This is a genomic window from Methyloligella halotolerans, assembly GCF_001708935.1.
GTDB lineage: Bacteria > Pseudomonadota > Alphaproteobacteria > Rhizobiales > Methyloligellaceae > Methyloligella > Methyloligella halotolerans.
Genome location: NZ_MASI01000010.1, coordinates 1 through 17847 on the forward strand (window position 1 = coordinate 1; position 17847 = coordinate 17847).

Annotated in this window: 20 protein-coding genes, 1 tRNA gene and 1 pseudogene; 9 read left to right on the forward strand and 13 right to left on the reverse strand. The window is 63.7% G+C overall.

The window, feature by feature from the left end:
- Positions 1-1209: pseudogene (locus A7A08_RS13955) on the reverse strand (hypothetical protein); the annotation flags it as partial.
- A 65-nt stretch (positions 1210-1274) separates the two neighbouring features.
- Positions 1275-1757 carry a hypothetical protein gene (locus A7A08_RS13960; RefSeq protein ID WP_141694012.1) on the reverse strand — a complete coding sequence of 161 codons (483 nt, stop codon included), beginning with the start codon at positions 1755-1757 and terminating at the stop codon, positions 1275-1277.
- Positions 1758-2035: 278 nt separating this feature from the next.
- Here A7A08_RS13960 and A7A08_RS13965 point away from each other — a divergent pair, with 278 nt between their 5' ends.
- Entirely contained in the window at positions 2036-3196 is a 1161-nt protein-coding gene (locus tag A7A08_RS13965) for a TIGR03032 family protein (RefSeq protein WP_208430647.1), read from the forward strand.
- On the opposite strand, the gene ppa is transcribed toward A7A08_RS13965, so the two are convergent.
- The 4 genes from ppa to A7A08_RS13985 form a co-directional block, all read right to left on the reverse strand.
- Complete coding sequence (gene ppa, locus A7A08_RS13970; protein WP_069096088.1) at positions 3193-3729, reverse strand: inorganic diphosphatase; 537 nt, start codon at positions 3727-3729, stop codon at positions 3193-3195. The two genes, A7A08_RS13965 and ppa, sit on opposite strands and share 4 nt — an antisense overlap.
- 196 nt (positions 3730-3925) lie before the next feature.
- Positions 3926-4348 carry a hypothetical protein gene (locus A7A08_RS13975; protein WP_069096089.1) on the reverse strand — a complete coding sequence of 141 codons (423 nt, stop codon included), beginning with the start codon at positions 4346-4348 and terminating at the stop codon, positions 3926-3928.
- A gap of 31 nt (positions 4349-4379) precedes the next feature.
- Positions 4380-4862: a hypothetical protein gene (locus A7A08_RS13980; RefSeq protein ID WP_141694013.1), complete on the reverse strand. Its 483-nt coding sequence runs from the start codon at positions 4860-4862 to the stop codon at positions 4380-4382.
- 113 nt (positions 4863-4975) lie between these two features.
- Positions 4976-5061 (reverse strand) — tRNA-Leu (locus A7A08_RS13985).
- A 134-nt stretch (positions 5062-5195) separates the two neighbouring features.
- On the opposite strand from A7A08_RS13985, the gene A7A08_RS13990 reads away from it, so the two are divergent.
- A complete protein-coding gene (locus A7A08_RS13990) occupies positions 5196-6413 on the forward strand; it encodes a PQQ-dependent sugar dehydrogenase (protein ID WP_083226811.1) in 1218 nt (405 codons plus the stop codon).
- 27 nt (positions 6414-6440) lie between these two features.
- Here the strand turns inward: A7A08_RS13990 and A7A08_RS13995 are convergent, their stop codons facing one another.
- Positions 6441-6899, reverse strand: coding sequence for a host attachment protein (locus A7A08_RS13995; protein WP_342586695.1), 459 nt, complete (start codon positions 6897-6899; stop codon positions 6441-6443).
- Positions 6900-7071: 172 nt separating this feature from the next.
- Between A7A08_RS13995 and A7A08_RS14000 the strand changes: the two genes are divergently transcribed.
- The 5 genes from A7A08_RS14000 to A7A08_RS14020 all read left to right on the forward strand — a co-directional run bounded on the left by A7A08_RS14000 (position 7072) and on the right by A7A08_RS14020 (position 12755).
- Complete coding sequence (locus tag A7A08_RS14000; protein WP_083226812.1) at positions 7072-8907, forward strand: PHA/PHB synthase family protein; 1836 nt, start codon at positions 7072-7074, stop codon at positions 8905-8907.
- A 28-nt stretch (positions 8908-8935) separates the two neighbouring features.
- Complete coding sequence (locus tag A7A08_RS14005) at positions 8936-10351, forward strand: bifunctional enoyl-CoA hydratase/phosphate acetyltransferase (protein WP_069096092.1); 1416 nt, start codon at positions 8936-8938, stop codon at positions 10349-10351.
- Positions 10352-10359: 8 nt separating this feature from the next.
- Entirely contained in the window at positions 10360-11544 is a 1185-nt protein-coding gene (locus A7A08_RS14010) for an acetate/propionate family kinase (RefSeq protein WP_069096093.1), read from the forward strand.
- 72 nt (positions 11545-11616) lie between these two features.
- Complete coding sequence (locus A7A08_RS14015; RefSeq protein WP_069096094.1) at positions 11617-12198, forward strand: YqaA family protein; 582 nt, start codon at positions 11617-11619, stop codon at positions 12196-12198.
- A complete protein-coding gene (locus A7A08_RS14020) occupies positions 12198-12755 on the forward strand; it encodes a disulfide bond formation protein B (RefSeq protein WP_069096095.1) in 558 nt (185 codons plus the stop codon). Before A7A08_RS14015 ends, A7A08_RS14020 begins: the two co-directional genes overlap by 1 nt.
- A gap of 30 nt (positions 12756-12785) precedes the next feature.
- Here A7A08_RS14020 and A7A08_RS14025 read toward each other — a convergent pair whose 3' ends face one another.
- Positions 12786-13352 carry an HNH endonuclease gene (locus A7A08_RS14025; protein WP_069096096.1) on the reverse strand — a complete coding sequence of 189 codons (567 nt, stop codon included), beginning with the start codon at positions 13350-13352 and terminating at the stop codon, positions 12786-12788.
- Positions 13353-13572: 220 nt separating this feature from the next.
- Between A7A08_RS14025 and A7A08_RS14030 the strand changes: the two genes are divergently transcribed.
- Positions 13573-13800, forward strand: coding sequence for a hypothetical protein (locus A7A08_RS14030; protein WP_141694014.1), 228 nt, complete (start codon positions 13573-13575; stop codon positions 13798-13800).
- Between the two features lie 32 nt (positions 13801-13832).
- Here A7A08_RS14030 and A7A08_RS14035 read toward each other — a convergent pair whose 3' ends face one another.
- From A7A08_RS14035 to A7A08_RS14050, 4 genes are all read right to left on the reverse strand, one after another.
- The gene (locus A7A08_RS14035; protein WP_069096098.1) at positions 13833-14504 is read right to left on the reverse strand and encodes an alpha/beta hydrolase; all 672 of its coding nucleotides are present in this window, start codon (positions 14502-14504) and stop codon (positions 13833-13835) included.
- Between the two features lie 50 nt (positions 14505-14554).
- Positions 14555-15046 (reverse strand): bacterioferritin, encoded by a 492-nt coding sequence (gene bfr, locus A7A08_RS14040; RefSeq protein ID WP_069096099.1) that lies wholly within the window; start codon positions 15044-15046, stop codon positions 14555-14557.
- Between the two features lie 41 nt (positions 15047-15087).
- Positions 15088-15342 carry a (2Fe-2S)-binding protein gene (locus A7A08_RS14045; protein ID WP_069096100.1) on the reverse strand — a complete coding sequence of 85 codons (255 nt, stop codon included), beginning with the start codon at positions 15340-15342 and terminating at the stop codon, positions 15088-15090.
- 79 nt (positions 15343-15421) lie between these two features.
- Positions 15422-16054, reverse strand: coding sequence for a DNA-3-methyladenine glycosylase family protein (locus A7A08_RS14050; RefSeq protein ID WP_069096101.1), 633 nt, complete (start codon positions 16052-16054; stop codon positions 15422-15424).
- Positions 16055-16149: 95 nt separating this feature from the next.
- On the opposite strand from A7A08_RS14050, the gene A7A08_RS14055 reads away from it, so the two are divergent.
- On the forward strand, positions 16150-17499 hold the full coding sequence (locus A7A08_RS14055; RefSeq protein WP_069096102.1) for an ATP-binding protein: 1350 nt from the start codon (positions 16150-16152) through the stop codon (positions 17497-17499).
- 14 nt (positions 17500-17513) lie between these two features.
- Here A7A08_RS14055 and A7A08_RS16370 read toward each other — a convergent pair whose 3' ends face one another.
- Positions 17514-17690: a hypothetical protein gene (locus A7A08_RS16370; RefSeq protein WP_169823015.1), complete on the reverse strand. Its 177-nt coding sequence runs from the start codon at positions 17688-17690 to the stop codon at positions 17514-17516.
- Positions 17691-17847 lie beyond the last annotated feature (157 nt).

Sequence of the window (17847 nt, forward strand, 5' to 3'; positions counted from 1 at the left end):
AAGCGGCGCCATATCCGAGCCCAGATCCTTCGACCCGTAGCCCAGCATCATCATGCCGGATGTGTTCTGCGGACCGCCCGAGCCGAGACCGGTGCCGTCGTAAGAGGCCTGGATCATCCGGCCCATGACCGCATCGCGCACATGCCGGCCTTCATCCAGCAGAGCCCCGCCGACGCTCGCGTGGATCTCGCCCGACAGCGCATCGAAGGCCTGCCGTGCGCCGGCCTCAGTTTGATTCAGGACATCGAGGAGGAGCTCGTTGCCGGTCGGGAACTGCGATAGCGCTCCCGCCACCGCGCGCTGATTGGGCGTGCGGGCGACATCCGGGAACGCTGTCTCGTTGCGCTCCAGCAGCAAATAGACGTTGTTCGGATCGTAGGTCAGGGTCGGATCGAGGAAGGCGAAATTACTGGTAACGGTGCTGAAGGCACCCGTGACCCCGCCTGCCGCCGTCAGGATGGTATATTGGGTCGAAGCCGCGTAATCGCCAGACTGCGCCAGCACGCTAACCGTGCCGCCATTGATCGTCGCCGTGCCGCTGGCGTTGATCAAGTCGGAATCGCCGTCCGCATCGACCTCCACCTCGTAGGACGCGCCTTGGGCAATCGTGATGTTGCCCACATTGATCGTGCCGATGGAGTTGCCCGGTGCGATCGTGGCGCCATTGCCGATGTTCAGCCCGCCAAAGGTGCCGGTGCCGCCGAGCGTGCCGCCGGTAACATTGAAGGTCTCGCTCGTGGCGCCCGAGAAGCTCCAGGTACCGCCGATCACATTGAAAGCTTCGAAGTTCTGATACTTCGGGCCGATCTCACTCAGGTCGAAGCTGTCACTGCCGGAGCCGCCCAGTTCCAGGGTGTCGATCGGGCCGACCGTCGAAGACGCTTCCACCGTTCCGATGATCGTGGCGCCGGTCTGGATCTCAACCCTCTGCGACGTCACCGACGAAGAGGCAACCAACGCCATCGCCACGCCTCCGGTGCCGTTCACCGTGGCGCCGCTCGCCACGGTGATGTCGGTGCTGCTCGCGCTATTGTTGGTGTAAATGCCGAGGCCAGCCGTGATGTCCCCGTTGACGGAGATGGTGAGCGCGCCCGTTCCGAAATGATTGCCGTAAATGCCGAGATAGCGCGTGCTACCGGTGTTCGTGGTTATGTCGGCGTTCGTAGTAATGGTTATATCCCCAGTCCCGTACCCGGCACGGACTAGCATGCCAGTGAAGGAGGATTTGACGGATCCGTTGGTCGTGACCGTGATATCTCCAACCGTGTCGTCGTCTACGGAATAATCATGCCGTATCTACCGCCGTCGATCACACCGGCCGTGGTGATGTGTGTTGAGCCTGCGCCCACGCTGTCGTTGGTCACAGCGAGCCCGACGCCATTACTGCTGCGCAAGTAAGTCGACGCATCATTGTCAGTGTAGGAGACGTCCCCACTCGATCGGATCGACAAGGCATTGCCGAACATGGGGTTGAAATCCATCGTGCTGTCGGTGATCACCGTGGCATTTGCGGTGTTGATGGTCTGGGGGACGACTTCGGTGCCGGAGCAGAGATATGTCGAGCCGCTTGTGTTTACGCAGGCCGCATAGGCTCGGCCCGTGTAGCCGCTCAGCGCACCGGCCAGCATCGTTGTCGACAGCAGGATTTGCCGTTTTACAGAATTTGCCATCCTTGCCCCCAGCGCCGCCGTCGATTTCTCGCCGCGAATCTTCGAATCTTCCCAAAAACCTAGCCCGCGAGAGATGGGGGCGTACACGGAGCGCGCTTGAAAATGGGGGGTAGGCGGATCATTTCGGAAACCGAATGTGGCTACATGGCAACAGGTTCAGGTGCGGGGTTGTACAGTGTACGGAGCAGGTGTTTCCGTCGGCCGGCTCACTCGAAGGAGTTACGTTAGCCGTGTACTGAGCGGTGCAGCGATTCGCGCCGTTTGCGAGCGCGGTTTGAATCATGTTGCTGTGCTGCCAGCTTTCGCGACGAGCGGTCTTGTTGCTAGGTTCGCCCGAAACGCCAGACTTTGAATTGGACGATCACATGCATCGACTGAGCGACGGGCCACCTTCAGAGCGGGAAGGCGGAAGGAATAATGCCGCGGAGCCGGAGGACGCCGGCGCCGCGGGCGCGCCTCAGGAGCCGGAAGCGCCGCCGGTCAAATACTCCATGTCGCCAGGGCTCTCGGGCTTCCTCGGCTCGAACCAAATCTCGCTCGCGATCTCCTCCTACCAGTCCGGCAAGTTCTATCTGCTCGGCCAGAACAAGGATGGCGGGCTGCTGGTGGACGAGCGGCTGTTCCGCAAGGCGATGGGAATTGCCGTGCCGGACAAGGACACGCTGCTGCTCGCGACGCTGTTCCAGATCATGACCTTCAAGAATGTGCTTGGGCCGGAGCAGGAGGTGAACAACCTGTTCGATCACTGCTATGTGCCGCGGCAGATCCACGTCACCGGCGAGCTGGACGCCCACGATGTCGGGCAGCTTGCGGACGGGCGGATCGTGTTCGTCAACACGCTCTACAACTGTCTTGCCACGCCGTCGGAAACCCACAGCTTTACGCCGATATGGAAGCCGCCCTTTATCTCTAGAATCATGAAGGAAGACCGCTGCCATCTGAACGGGCTCGCCATGGAAGACGGTGTGCCGCGTTATGTGACTGCGGTCAGCAAGTCCGACACGATCGACGGGTGGCGAGACCGGCGCGCCGATGGCGGCATCGTTATCGACGTCCAGAAGAACGAAGTGGTGCTGGAGGGACTCTCCATGCCCCATTCGCCGCGGCTCTATAACGGCAAGCTCTGGCTGCTCAATTCCGGCACGGGCGAGCTCGGCTGGGTTGATGGGCTGGAGGACGGTAAGGTCGAATTCAAGCCCTTCGTGTTCTGTCCCGGCTTCGTGCGGGGGCTCGCTTTCCACGGCAACTACGCCTTCGTCGGCCTCTCCAAGCCGCGCTACGAACGGTTCGAAGGGCTGGCGCTGGACGATCGGTTACGAGAGGCAGATTCCGAACCGTGGTGCGGTGTGCAGGTGATCGATCTGAGCAGTGGGACGTGCGCCCACTGGTTCCGCATCGATGGAGCCATTGGGGAGCTTTACGACCTCGCCATCGTGCGGGGCGTAATCCGGGGCATGTCCTTGAGCTTCGCCACCAACGAGATCATGGGGCTGATCACCCACGATCCTCTGACGGAAGCACTCTAGGCTTTCTCGTTCTTTGCCCGCTCGATTGCTTCGAGGATGAGCTTCTTGGCCTGCTCGGCGTCGTGCCAGCCGCCGATCTCGACCCATTTGCCGGGTTCCAGATCCTTGTAGTGCTGGAAGAAATGGCGGATCTGATCCAGCAGGGTCTTCGGCATGTCGGTGTAGTTGGTGACATGCTCGTAGCGGCGGGTCAGCTTCGGAGTCGGCACGGCGACGATCTTCTCGTCGAGGCCGGAATCGTCCTCCATCATCAGCACGCCGATGGGGCGGACATTGATGACGGCGCCGGGGAAGATGGGCCGGGTGCTCGCAACCAGCACGTCGATGGGATCGCCATCCTCCGAGAGGGTGTGGGGCACGAAGCCGTAATTGCCCGGGTATCGCATCGGCGTATAGAGAAAGCGATCGACAAAGAGGGTGCCGGCTTCCTTGTCGAGCTCGTATTTGATGGGCTCGCCGCCGATCGGAACCTCGACCACGCAATTCACGTCTTCGGGCGGGTTCTTGCCGATTGGGACCGCGTCCAGGCGCATGGGAATGGTCTCTTTTCGCTAGCTTGAAATCTGGAGCGGATAAAACGGGGACGCGGCGTTCAATGCAAGGGCTGAGCACCGTCAATCGCGGAAAAGTCCGCGCCTTTTCGACGCTGCCGACTGGCTCTCCAGCTCTGACTGTTTGCGACCTGACCCCCGCTGCCGCTCGGCGGCCACGCTTCGAGGTGAGACGCCCTTAGCGCATGTAGGTGTAGCTGGCGCAGATGCCGGGCTGGTCCATCTCGTTGGAGGCTTCGGGCACATCGTTGGTGTCGAAGACCTTGAGGTAGAGGGTCTCGTCACCGCCATCAGCTTTCGGCCGGCCGAAGACCAGGAAGGTCGGCGGCTCGTTTCCGCACAGCTTGTTGCCGTTCAGAAGCGTCGGGTTGGCCTCGGGCGTGACCACGAAGACGCCGGGCTCGTCTTCGCCCACGGGGCGAAGCCCCAAGCTCTCGCCGTTCTCGAAAGTAACCTTGTATTCGTCGATCGTGATGTTTCCGGTGATGGACATGGCCGTGGTGCTGACGGCCTCCCACTTCTCGGCGGCGGATGCCGGGCCGGCGGCAAAAGCGACCGACAGGGCTGCGGCGGCAATGAAGAGGCGGGGGCAGGGAAGCATGCGATCTCCTTGAGCGATGAGGTCGGGTGGGTCAGTCGGCGGGGCCGAATGTGCAGGATACGCCGCCGCCGTCCTTGGCTTTCACCTGGGCCACGTCGATCGCGCAGTCGAGAGCGGATAGAGCGTACCAGACATTGCCGGCACCCGCGTCGGGCTGCAGGCCTTCCTCGGCCAGGGTGGCGAGAAGCTCATGAGCGGCTCGGCCGGTCAGGGTGGAGTCCTTGCCGCCGAAGGTCAGGGTGCAGTCGTGAGAGGTCAGGTCGACATTGCTCGTATGGCACTTGATGGACTTGGCCGTGACGGCGATCGTCTCAGACGTCTTCCACTGAAAGCCTGTGTCTCCGTCGAGGAGCTTGGCGAGCGCCTGCTTGTCCGCATCGCCAATATCGGGCGAGAGCTGAGCCACAATGGCGGCAAGGGCGAGAGCGCCGGAATCGGTCACCTCAGAGGCCGATGCAGCGCTCGGTGCAACAAGCAACAGCGTGAGGGCGGGGATCGATGCTATCGGCCTCATGGCGAAACCTTCCGGGATCACGAACGTGAGCGGAAAGCCTAGCGGTCGACGCTGAGAAGTTCATTAAAATCGGCGGCCGGATTGAACCGGTTCGTCCTGATTTTTCGGGAGAGTGGTGCCCCAGGCCTGACTCGAACAGGCACGTCCTTGCGGACAGCAGATTTTGAGTCTGCCGCGTCTACCATTCCGCCACTGGGGCAAGCCGCGCGGATCATGCTTTAAGGCTCGCAGCCGGTCAATGGCGGGGCCCGCTCTTCCGCGCGACATTTGACGCTTGCCGCTACGGCGATCTCGGGGCAAGTAAAAGGCTGAGGAAACGCAGGACAACGGCGCATGACGTTCGGTTCCAAGTCCAGAGGGGGCTGGTTCGGCCTGGCGATAGCTTTGTCGGCAGCCACCGCCTTTTCCGGTGCCGCGTCGGCCGAGGATGTCCCCGAATCGCTGTTCACGTCGGTCGGCCATGTGAAGGTCGAGACCGCCGTGGACGGGCTCAACTATCCCTGGAGCCTGGTCTTCCTGCCCGACGGCGAAATGCTGGTCTCCGAGAAGCACCCGGGACGTCTCCGGCGCATCTCGAAGTCGGGCAAGATCTCGCCGCCCATTAAGGGCCTGCCCGAGAACATCTATGCGAAGGGCAATGGCGGTCTTCAGGGCCTTGCCCTCGACCCGGACTTCAAGACCAACCACCGGGTCTATTTCGCCTTCGCCGAGCACGACGAGGACAGTCCAGAGAACGCCGCCCTGTCGGTGGCGCGCGGGACGCTTGGCGAAGACAGGCTCACCGATGTGGAGATCCTGTTCCGGCAAGGACCGCGCTTCGAGGACGACCGGGAATTCGGCGGGCGGCTCGCCTTCCTGCCGGACGGCACGCTTCTGGTGATGACCGGCGATCGGTATCAGCATGAGCTGGTGCAGGACACGAGCAACACCCTCGGCAAGGTGATCCGCATCAACCGGGACGGCAGCGTGCCGGACGACAATCCCTTCGTCGGCAAGGACGGATACGATCCGCGCATCTATTCCCTCGGCCACCGGAATATCGGCGGCGGCATTGTGAACCCCGATACGGGCAAGCTTTGGGTGGAGGAGTTCGGGCCGATCGGCGGCGACGAGATCAATGTCGTCGAGCCGGGCAAGAACTACGGCTGGCCGCTGGCCAATTGGGGCGTGCACTACACGCTGCAGGATATTCCCGATCCGCCGACGAGACCGGATCTCACCGCGCCCATCTATTTCTGGAACCCGTCGGTTTCGCCCTCGGGCATGATCTTCTATACGGGCGACGAGTTCCCGGGCTGGAAGAACAGCCTCGTGGTTGGCGGGCTGGCGTCCCAATCGGCCACTCATCTCACCCTGCAGGGCGAGCGCGTGATCTCCGACGAGCGAATGGATTTCGGAGTGCGGATTCGGGACGTGGCGCAAGGGCCCGACGGGGCGATCTATCTCCTGACCGATGAAGCCGCCCCGAACGGCCGGATCCTGCGTCTCACGCTGGAGAAGCCGACCGCCGAGACCCAGGCGGCGAGCACGCTGGAGACCACCAAGCAGTAGCCGGCGGTTTCCGTCGCGGGGCCGCGATCAGGCGGTCACGTGCTTCTCGATCTGATCCACGGGCAGGTTGGTGAGATCCTTGTCGATCTCGGTATCGATGACGTTCTTCACCTTATCGGTGAGCTGCTCGCGGATGCGCCCCAATGCACGGGGCGGCGCGACGAGCACGAGATGCTTGATGTCGTGGCTATCGATCATGGCGTCGAGCTTCTCGGCCACCCGGCCGAGAAATTCGATCTCCGCGCGCTCATGCCAGTCGGTCTGCTCCACGGCGCTTCTGCCGGTGACGGCGGATTCCTGCACCCTACCCGGACGGTCGGTGCCCATCTCATGGGTCGCGGCGTGCTTTTCCTCGTCGACTTCAACGACCTGCAGATTGATCAGCTCGTCATCGCCTTCGTTCCGTAACATGAGGGCTTTAGACCCGTCACAGACGACCACCCATCCCTTCCAGGGAATTCCGTGGCTGGACATGCGACCTCCCATTTCCTCGTTTTCCTTCGTTCACTTCTCATTTGCGGTGCCGTTTGTGGCGATACAAGAGCGCCTCTGGCCGCGTCGCACTGACGCGTTCGAGGTCCGAAAAATCTTCATGATGTTTTGAGGGTATGGGGGCAGGACGAGGCAAGGGGAGCGCAAACCACCGGAGTTGCCGCCCATGAACGCACCGATCACCAAGGGGCCGACGGGCCAGCCCTACCAAGCGCCGGCATCCCCGCCCTCCGCAGAGGCGGGGCCGCGGCCGGCGCCGTCATCTTCGACCCATATGGAGCATCAGAGCTTTCGAGCGCTGGATCGTATGGTCAATGCGTGGACCGCCCGGGCCACGGGCGGAATCTCACCCCAGGCGCTCGGGCTTGCCTTCGCCGATTGGACGCTGCATCTGGCGGCGGCGCCGGGGAAGCAGATGGAGGCGGTCGCTGACGGCTGGCAGAAGGCGGCGCAGCTCGCCGCTTACGGCGTCCAGAGCCTCTACAATGCAGATACTCCGCCGCCTGCCACGCCAGGCCCTGGCGACAATCGCTTCAACGGCGAGGCGTGGCGAAAGAACCCATACCGCTTATGGGCCCAAAGCGCGCTCCTGGCAGAGGAGTGGCTGAACGGCGTGACGCGCGGCGTGCCCGGCGTATCCCGCCATCACGCGAACGTCGTCTCGTTTACCCTGCGCCAGTGTCTCGATGTCTGGTCGCCGAGCAACCTGCCCTGGACCAATCCGGAGGTGGTGGAGAGGACCATGCAGACGGGCGGCGCGAATCTCGCCGCGGGCTTCCGAAACTGGCTGGAAGATCTGAGCCTGCAGATCGCCGGACAGCCGCCGGCCGGGACCGATGCCTTCCAACCGGGGCGCGAGGTTGCCGTGACGCCGGGGAAGGTGGTCTTCCGCAACCATCTGATCGAGCTGATCCAATACGCGCCGGCGACGGAAACCGTGGTGGCGGAGCCGGTGCTGATCGTGCCGGCGTGGATCATGAAATACTACATCCTCGATCTTTCGCCTCACAATTCGCTGGTGCGCTACCTCGTTGAGAAGGGGCACACGGTCTTGTGCATTTCCTGGCGCAATGTCACGGCGGAGGACCGCGACCTGTCCCTAGAGGATTACCGGCGGATGGGAGTGATGGCGGCGTTGGATGCGGTCACGGAGATCGTGCCGGACCGCAAGGTGCATGCGGCCGGCTATTGCCTGGGCGGCACGCTGCTGGCGCTCGCGGCGGGGGCCATGGCGGAGGCGCGAGACGACAGGCTGGCCAGCCTGACGCTGTTCGCCGCCCAGACCGACTTCACGGAGCCGGGCGAGCTTGAGCTCTTCATCGACGACAGCCAGGTGTCGTTCCTGGAAGGCATGATGTGGGATCAGGGCGTGCTGGAATCCCGTCAGATGGCGGGCACGTTCCAGCTGCTGCGGTCGAACGACCTGATCTGGTCGCGGGTGGTGCACGACTATCTCATGGGCGAGCGGACGCCGATGATCGATCTCATGGCGTGGAACGCCGATGCGACGCGCATGCCGTTCATGATGCACTCGGATTATCTGCGGAAGCTGTTCCTGCAGAACGAGCTGGCGACCGGCCAATACATCGTCGAGGGGCGGCCCGTGGCGCTGCAGAACCTGCGCATCCCGATCTTCGGCGTCGGCACGGAACGCGACCATGTCGCCCCTTGGCACTCGGCCTACAAGATCCACTATCTGGTGGAGACGGATGTCACCTTCGTGCTGACGAGCGGCGGGCACAATGCGGGCATTGTCAGCGAGCCCGGTCACAAGCATCGGCATTTCCGTATGCGGGAGACCAAAGTCACCGATCCTGTCCTGAGCGCCGAGGAATGGATGACGGAGACGGTCCCGACGGAGGGCTCCTGGTGGCCGGCCTGGGAGGCCTGGCTCACGGAGCGGTCAACCCGGGAGCGCGTCGCGCCACCTGCCATGGGAGCGCCGGAGCGGGGGTACAGGCCGCTTCAGGATGCGCCCGGCACCTATGTGCTGCAGCGCTAAGGGGAGGGGTGGAAACGTGAGCGAACCGATGACTGTCGAGACGACCAAACCTCTGCTCCGCAACCGGACCTTCGACGAGATCGCGCCGGGCGATAGCGCCTCGCTGGTCCGGATCGTGGGCGAGGACGATATCAAGATGTTCGCCGCGGTTTCTGGCGATGTAAGCCCGGCCAATCTCGATGCGCAGTTCGCGGCACGGGCGGAAGGCGGCCACGTCGTGGCCCACGGCATGTGGACCGGCAGCCTGATCGCCAGCCTTCTGGGGACGGAGCTGCCCGGACCCGGGACGGTCTATGTCGCCCAGGAGATGAGCTTCAAGGGGTCTGTGGCCCCCGGCGATACGATCACGGCGACGGTGACCGTCAAGGTGAAGCAGGCGGACGGCCATCACGTCATCCTGGACACGGAATGCGTCAATCAGCGGGGTGAGACCGTGCTTTCGGGCATCGCCACTGTGATCGCACCCACGGAGAAGATCACCATGGCGCGCATGGCGGTGCCGGATGTGACCCTGAACCGCCATGACCGCTATGAGCGCTTCATCGCGCGCGCCAAGCAGCCGCCGCCGCTGACGACGGCAGTGGTCCATCCGTGCAGCGAAGAGGCGATCCTTGCGGCAATCGAAGCGCGGGACGAAGGGTTGATCGATCCGATCCTCGTCGGACCGGAGCTGAAGATCCGGGACGCGGCGGAGAAGGCCTGCGTCTCGCTGAAAGGGCTCCGCATCGAGGCCACCGAGCACAGCCACGCCGCTGCCGACCTTGCCGTGCAACTCGCCGCCAATGGCGAGGCGGATGCGCTGATGAAGGGCAGCCTGCACACCAACGAGCTGCTCGGCGCGGTGGTGGCGCCGGGGTCAGGGCTTCGGACGGACAGGCGCATCAGCCATGTCTACGTGCTCGACGTGCCGCATTATCCGAAGCCGCTGGTTGTGACGGATGCGGCCATCAACATCGCGCCGACCCTCGCCCAGAAGAAGGACATCTGCCAGAACGCCATCGACTTCATGCATCGGCTCGGCGTCTCGCAGCCGCTGGTGGCGGTCCTCGCGGCGGTCGAGACGGTCGATCCGGCGATGCCGGCGACCCTGGATGCGGCAGCGCTCACGGTGATGGCGCGGCGTGGGCAGATCACGGGCGCCTTGGTGGAAGGCCCGCTCGCCTTCGACAATGCGATCAGCCCTGATGCCGCGCGGATCAAGGGGATCGAGTCGCCGGTCGCCGGCAAGGCGGACATCCTGCTGGTGCCTGATCTTGAAGCCGGCAACATGCTGGCCAAGCAGCTGATCTATCTCGGCGGTGCCGATGCGGCCGGGCTGGTGCTGGGCGCGCGGGTGCCGATCATCCTGACCAGCCGCGCCGATACGGTGAAGGTGCGGCTTGCCTCGAGCGCGCTTGCCAAGCTCGCAGGGGTGGATCGGCCGGCCGGCTTTCCAGGCGAATAGCGGACGCCATGACCGGCCATATCCTGCTCACCTTCAATCCCGGCTCATCCACCATCAAGTTGGGGCTCTATCATTTCGAGGGCGACGCGCCGGAGCGCTTCGGCGGCGGGGCAATCGATCTGCGCGATGCCCCGCTGTGGCTGCGGATTTCGGAAGGCGGGCGGCAAGAGGAGATCCCGCTCACATCCGAGATCACCGAAGATCTGCATGACGTGGTGGCCGAGGTGCTGGACTGGCTGAAGCACCATTTCCCTGCCGGCGACATCACCTGCGTCGGGCACCGCGTGGTGCATGGGGGCGATCTATTCACGGGCCCGGCTCTGATTACAGATGCGGTGGAGGAGGATATCGCGGAGCTGACACCGCTTGCGCCGCTGCATCAGCCGAAGAGCCTGCGGCTGATCAGGGCGGTGAAGAAGCTCTGGCCCGGCATCCCGCAGACGGCGTCATTCGATACGGCCTTCCATCAGCATCAATCCGATGTGGTGCGCCGCTTCGCGATCCCGCGAAATCTTTTCGACGAGGGGATCAAGCGCTACGGATTCCACGGGCTGTCCTACGCCTCCATCGCCAAACGTCTGAAGGCCTCGGCGCCGGAGCTCGCCTATGGGAAAGTGGTGGTGGCCCATCTGGGGAGCGGGGCGAGCCTCTGCGGTCTCGATGGCGGCATTAGCCGGGACACGAGCATGGGATTCTCCACCCTCGACGGCATACCCATGGCGACGCGGTGCGGCGCGTTGGACCCGGGCGTGCTGCTGCATCTTCTGGAAGAGCGCGGCATGCCGCTCCCCGAACTGGACGACATGCTCTATCACCGCTCGGGCCTGCTGGGGCTTTCGGGCATCAGCGCGGATTCCCGCGATCTCGTCGGAAGCGACGATCCGCCTGCGCGGGAAGCGCTGGACGTCTTCGCCCATCGCATCGCCCAGAGCGTGGCGGCGCTGGCGACCACCCTGGGTGGCTTCGATGCTCTCGTCTTCACCGCCGGGATCGGCCAGCATCAGCCCCTGGTGCGCTCCCTCGTCTGCGGTCATCTCGACTGGCTGGGTGCCGCCATCGACGCGGAGGCGAACAGCGAGAACCGGACCCGGATCGACTGCGCGGGCGCGAAAGTTGCCGTCCTCGTGCTGCCGACGGACGAGGAGCAGGTGATCGCCGAGGAGGCGCTTTCCGTTCTGCCTGGCGCGTCATAGGGCGGGATCGGCCGCTAGGGCTCGAGCGAACCATCGATGGACAGAAACCCTGCGCGCAGATAATCAGGCGCGATGCTGAGACGCCTCTACGACAAGATCATCGAGCTGGCGGCAACGCCCTACGCCTTCGTCGTGCTGGGGGCGGTGTCTTTTGCCGAGAGCTCGTTCTTCCCCATTCCGCCCGATGTGGTCCTGGTGCCCATGGTTCTGGCCAATCCGGCCAAGGCCCGGCTCTACGCGGCATGGTGCACGGTTACATCCGTGGCGGGCGGGCTGGTCGGCTACGCGATCGGCGCGCTGCTTTGGGATACGCTGGGGGCCTGGCTGATCAGCGCCTATGGCTACGGCGACAGCTTCGACACGTTCCGGGAAGCCTATGCCGAGTGGGGCGCGTGGATCATCCTGATCAAGGGGCTGACTCCGATCCCGTACAAGCTCGTCACGATCGCCTCGGGCTTCGCGGGCTACGATATCTGGGCCTTCATCGTGCTGTCCTTCATCACGCGGGGCGCACGGTTCTTTATCGTGGCGGAGCTGTTGCGCTACTTTGGCGAACCGATCCGGGAGTTCATCGAGAAGCGGCTGACCCTGGTGACGACCGTCTTCCTGGTCGCGGTTGCCGGCGGCGTAATTCTGGCGAGATATGCATTCTGATGTTGGATAAGCTGGTAAAGCAATGGGGCCCGCTGGCGGTCGCGAGCCTCGCGGTTGGCGAACTGGCGCTGCCCGTCATCGTGGCGGCGCTGGCCTTCGAGCATATCGGCGGATATGCGCCGTGCCATCTCTGCCTGCAGGAGCGCTACGCGTATTATTTCGCCGTGCCGGCGGCCATGATCGCGTTCGGCCTATCGTTCAACTGGCCAGGTCTGGCGCGGGTTCTGCTCGGCGTGATCGCTCTCGCCTTCGCCGTGAATGTCGTGGTCAGCGTCTATCACGTCGGCGTCGAATTCAAATGGTGGGAGGGGCCTGCGGCCTGCACTGGCGGTGCCGCGTCGGTCGATTGGCAGGAGCTTGCGGAGCAACTCCGCCAAACCAGCGTGGTGCGCTGCGACGAGCCGTCCCTGGTCATCCTTGGGCTTTCGCTGGCCGCCTGGAACGGGTTGGCCTCGTTTGTCCTGATGGGCATCGCCAGCTGGGGCGTGGCGCAAAGCGGTCCTGGCAGCGAACACCGCCGGCGCGGCCGCAAGGGCGCGGAGTGGCCTTCGCGGTAGCGCTTGGTCTGGCCTGCCTTCGCCTTTGGCCTACGGCTCCAGCTCGGTATCCCAGTAGAGATAGTCGATCCAGCTTTCGTGCAGATAGTTGGGCGGGAAGAGGCGCCCGTTGCGGTGCAGCTGGAAGACGGTCGGCCTGTGCGGCTTCTGATAGGGCCACATATCCGCATCCTTCGGCATGGCCCCGCCCTTCCTGAGATTACAGGGCGCGCAGGCCGTGACGACATTGTCCCATCGTGTGAGGCCGCCGCGGGAGCGGGGGATCAGATGATCGAAGGTCAGATCCCTGGGTGAGCCGCAATACTGGCAGATGAAGCGGTCGCGCAGGAAGACATTGAACCGGGTGAAGGCCGGGTAGAGCGCCGGGCGGACGTAGCTCTTCAGGGAGACCACGCTCGGCAGCTTCATCTGGAAGGACGGGGAGTGCACCGAGCGCTCGTACTCGGAGACGATATTCACCCGATCCAGGAAAACCGCCTTCACGGTTTCCTGCCACGGCCACAGGGAAAGCGGATAGTAGCTCAAGGGACGATAGTCGGCGTTCAGCACAAGGGCTGGGAACGAGCCGGACGACGTGGAGGCGAGTGCTGCGGTCAAGGTCCTCAGTCCTCGATAAACACCCGTCGCACTCGGGTCCCTTAAAACACGAGCCGGATACTATATGCCCGTGTCAGATATGTGAAGAACCCTAGATAATGTCGTTAAAAGATGTCTACTCCCCAGAACTGGTTGCTCACCGTTTTCGTATGAGGAGTGCGTAGACTTCTCGGCGATGCCCCTTAGGCGTCCCGGAACACTCACGAAAGCGAGGATTTTCATGACGTTCACACTGCAGGCCGTCGCAGTGGCTTTCGCCCTGATGCTACTGTCCGGGTTCGGGAGCGATACCGCTTTCGCCAAAGCTCAGCAATTGAGCCCGGCGCAACAGAAATGCCTGAACGGCTACAACAGCTGCCGGTCGCCGTGCTTCGGCAAGCGCAATCCGGGGCCGTGCTGGGCCGTCTGCAAGACCCAGTACCGCCAGTGCAAACGGCAGGCGCGATAGGCCTAGCCGCGCACTGGCGAGCCGGAAGCGGTTCAGACGCCGGCTTGCGCTGTCAGAGTATTCTTCAGGAACCCGCCACCGAGCATCAGACCTTCCTGGTCGATGCCGTGGCCGACGCCCTTGGCGATGTGCCAATCCACGGAAAGGCCCAGAGCGGTGAGCTGCTCGCGGGCCATGGTGAGGGCTTCGACCGGGATCACCTGATCCATGTCGCCGTGGATGAGGAAGATCTTCGGCCCCTTGCTGCCGATATCGGCGGCGAAATCCATAGCGGCGAGAGCGCCGGAATAGCCGAGGATAGCTGCCGGCGGCTTTTCCCGGGAGAGACCGACGGCCAGAGACATCATCGTCCCCTGGCTGAAGCCGACGAGTGCCAGGGACTCTTCCGTCAGGTTATGGCGCTTGAGCTCCGCATCGATGAAGGCGTTCAGGATCGGCTTAGCCTCGGCCACGCCGCGGGCATATTCCTCAGCGTCGCGGAAGCTCAGCGGGAACCACTCCTTGCCCATGGGCGACATGGCGCAAGGGTTGGGTGCATGGGGCGAGACGAAGGCGGCATCCGGCAGGAGCGGCGCCCAGGACCGCCCCAGACCGATCAGGTCGTTGCCATCGGCGCCATAGCCGTGCAGCAGGATGATGAGCTGCTTGGCCGGTCCGCCTGAGGCCGGATCGAGGCGCGGCCCATCAAGTTCGGGAAGTGACATGGGGGCCGCCTACCGGCAATCTTCGGAAAGCTGAACGCGCATATCTCGGCCTAGTCCTCCGGCACTTCGCTGGCCGGGTGGGCGTTGAGCTGGCCGTAGTTCTGCACGCCGATCTCCTTGATCAGGCTGAGCTGGGCTTCGAGGTAGTCGATATGACCTTCCTCATCGGCGAGCAGCTCTTCGAAGAGGTCCTTGGTCACGTAGTCCTCTTCCTTCCGGCAGCAGGCGCGGGCCTCCATGTAGAGGGCGCGGGCGCCGTATTCCGCCTTGAGATCGCATTCCAGAACTTCCTTGATGTTCTGGCCGATCATCAGGGGATCGACATGCTGCAGGTTCGGGAAGCCTTCCAGGAAGATGATCCGCTTCACCAGCTTGTCGGCGTGGTGCATCTCCTCGATGGATTCCGCCCGCTCCTTCTGAGCAAGCCGCGTGAAACCCCAGTCTTCGAGCAGGCGATAATGCAGCCAATACTGATTGACGGCGGTCAGCTCGGAGGTCAGCGCCTTGTTCAGATATTCGATTACCCTTGGGTTACCCTTCATAATTCCTCTCTCTCACTCTCAACCGTGTCGTAGCAGGCCTCTTAATACGACCGCCCGCCAGAGGTCCCTATCCCCTGCCGGCCGGCGAGCGATGTCTGGGCGCTCGGATCCTCGTCGTCATAAGCGACCATAAGCTTCGTGATCAATGGCAAACAGCCACCGCAAGACGGACGCTTACCGAGATATTTGTATATCAGTCCCGGGGTGAGCACGACCAAAGGATCGGCCGTGCGCAGCGCATGAACCGCGTTTTCGATGTCGCGGCCGGTGATCATTGAACAGGAACAGACGATCATGGGGATTCGTTCGCAGTCTCGGTCCTTCCGTCGCGGGGCCGGTGCCGGTTTCCGACCGGTCCGAACCTGCAGGCGGTTCTCAGGCGGCCTTCTTACGGCGTAGCGCGTAGTAAGACCACAGCAGGCGGGCGGCAACGCCGCGCCAGGGGCGCCAGGCTTCACCGATGATGCTCATGTCGGCCGCCGAGGGCCTTTTCTCAAGGCCCAGCGCATCCATTACCGCGTATTGCAGGGCCAGGTCGCCCGGCGACCAGGCATCGGCGTGCCCCAAGCAGAACATCATGTAGATGTCCGCCGTCCAAGGTCCGATGCCCTTCAGCGCGGTCAGGGCCTCATAGAGCGCCGCGTCGTCTTTGTCACGCAAGGACTCAAGATCGATCTCGCCGCGCACGACCGCATTCGACAGGCCGCGAAGGGTCGCGACCTTGCCCGCGGACAGCCCGCAGGTCCGCAAGGTCTCGGTGTCGACCCGGAGGAAAGCGGCGGCGTCGAACGGCCGGATCGCGGTTTCGAGACGGCGCCAGATGGCGTCCGCGCTCGCGATGGAAAGCTGCTGGCCGACGATGATCTGCGCCAGGCCCCGGAAGCCGTCGGGGCGGCGGCGCAAGGGTGGCGCGCCGGTCTCAACGTGCACCTTCGCCAGATGACGGCAAGCCGCGGTGAGTGCGGCGGTGCCTTCCTCGATGTCGGTTTCCGTCTCGATGATCCGCATGGTTCCAACCGCATGTCGGGAGAGATGTGCGGTGCCTTTTAACCGATCCTTTGGTGCTCGCGGGTAAGAGTGGCGCCGGTTTAAGGGAGCAGTCTATGCGGTCGGGCGAGAGCAAGCCAGATCATGACAGGCCGGCCGGAAGCGAGCCCTCTCCGGGCGATGCGCACCGGTCCGGGTTGGATTCTGTCCGGCCGGATCATCTGCAGCAGCTGGCGGAAGGGCGCGAGCTTTCCCGTGCGGCGCTTACGGAGGCGCTGATCCTCGAGCAGGCCGCGCGGGCGCAAGCCGAAGCATCGGACAACGCGAAATCGCGGCTACTGGCCTTGGTCAGCCACGAGCTGAGGACGCCTATGGGCGCTGTGATCGCCATGGCCGATCTCCTCCTCGGCGGTCATCTGGAAGGCCGTCAGCGCCGCTACGCAGAGACGTTGCAAAGCTCGGCGCGCGGGCTCCTGGCGCTGCTCAACGAGATTCTCGACTTCTCAAAGCTTGAGGCGGGCCATTTCGAGCTGGATAGCGAGCCGTTCGATCTTTCGGCACTGCTGAACGACCTCTCCGCCGATCTGGAGACACGCGCCGAGAGCAAGTCGCTCGCGGCCGAGATCGATATCGCGCCGGGTTGTCCGTGCTGGGTTCGCGGCGACGGCGTCCGGCTGCGGCAAATCCTGACGAACCTGATCGACAATGCGGTGAAGTTCACCGCGGATGGCTCGGTGACGCTTTCTGTCACCGCCGAGGATCGGGACGATTCCGTGTGGCTGTCCTTCAGCGTGCGGGATACCGGTATCGGCATGAATGGCGGGGACCGGTCGCGCGTCTTCCAGCCCTATGTGCAGGTCGATCCGAAGATTGCGGCCGAATACGGCGGGACGGGTCTCGGGCTGTTCATCGCCCGGAAGCTGGCCGAGCTGATGGGCGGGACGCTGACCTGCGAGAGCCAGCCGGGCGAGGGGACGTGCTTCCGGCTCGATGTACCCATGCGACGGGCCGAGGCGCCGCAGGATGAGGCTACGGAGACGCTTGGCGGCGAGGGGCCGCTGGAAGGTACGGTCCTGGTGGTGGAGGACAACGCCGTCAATCGCATGCTGATCGGCGCCTATCTCGACGAGTTCGGCGTCGGCTACAAGATGGCCGGCAGCGGCGCGGAAGCTTTACGTCTTCTGGACGAGCGGACGTTCGACCTCGTGCTGATGGATATCATGATGCCCGAGATGGACGGCATCGAGGCCACCAGGCGAATCCGGGCGATGGAGAGCGAGGCGAGCCGGGTGCCGGTGATCGCACTGACGGCGAACGCCATGAAGGGCGACCGCGAAACGTATCTGGAGGCGGGCATGAACGCCTATCTCTCCAAGCCGATCCGCGGCCGCGAGCTCTACGACGAGATTGCCGCCTTTCTATCGCCGAAGGCGCAAAGCGGCGGCGAGCGCGCGTCGAAGCGCTGAGAAGATACGCCGGGCTAGACGTTATCCAGCAGCACGCCGGCCAGCAGGATCAGATAGGCGATCAGCAGCAGCCCAAGCGCATAAGGCGTGAAAAAGGGTAGCGGCACGATCTGGCCGATGATGACCAGGATCGCGATGACCACGGAGACTAAGAATGTCTCCCGGCGCGGTGCGGATGTTCTGAAATTCATGGATGCCCCCCAGAGATCGCAGCAGCGGCGCGCTGCCTGCGTCGGTTGAAGGTAGCGGATTCTCGCGGAAAGCAAAGGGTGGGATGTGCGCTACGTCCGCCCCAACGCACGCGTCATGCCCGGGACAAGCCCGGACATGAGTGGTGCAAGACGGTAA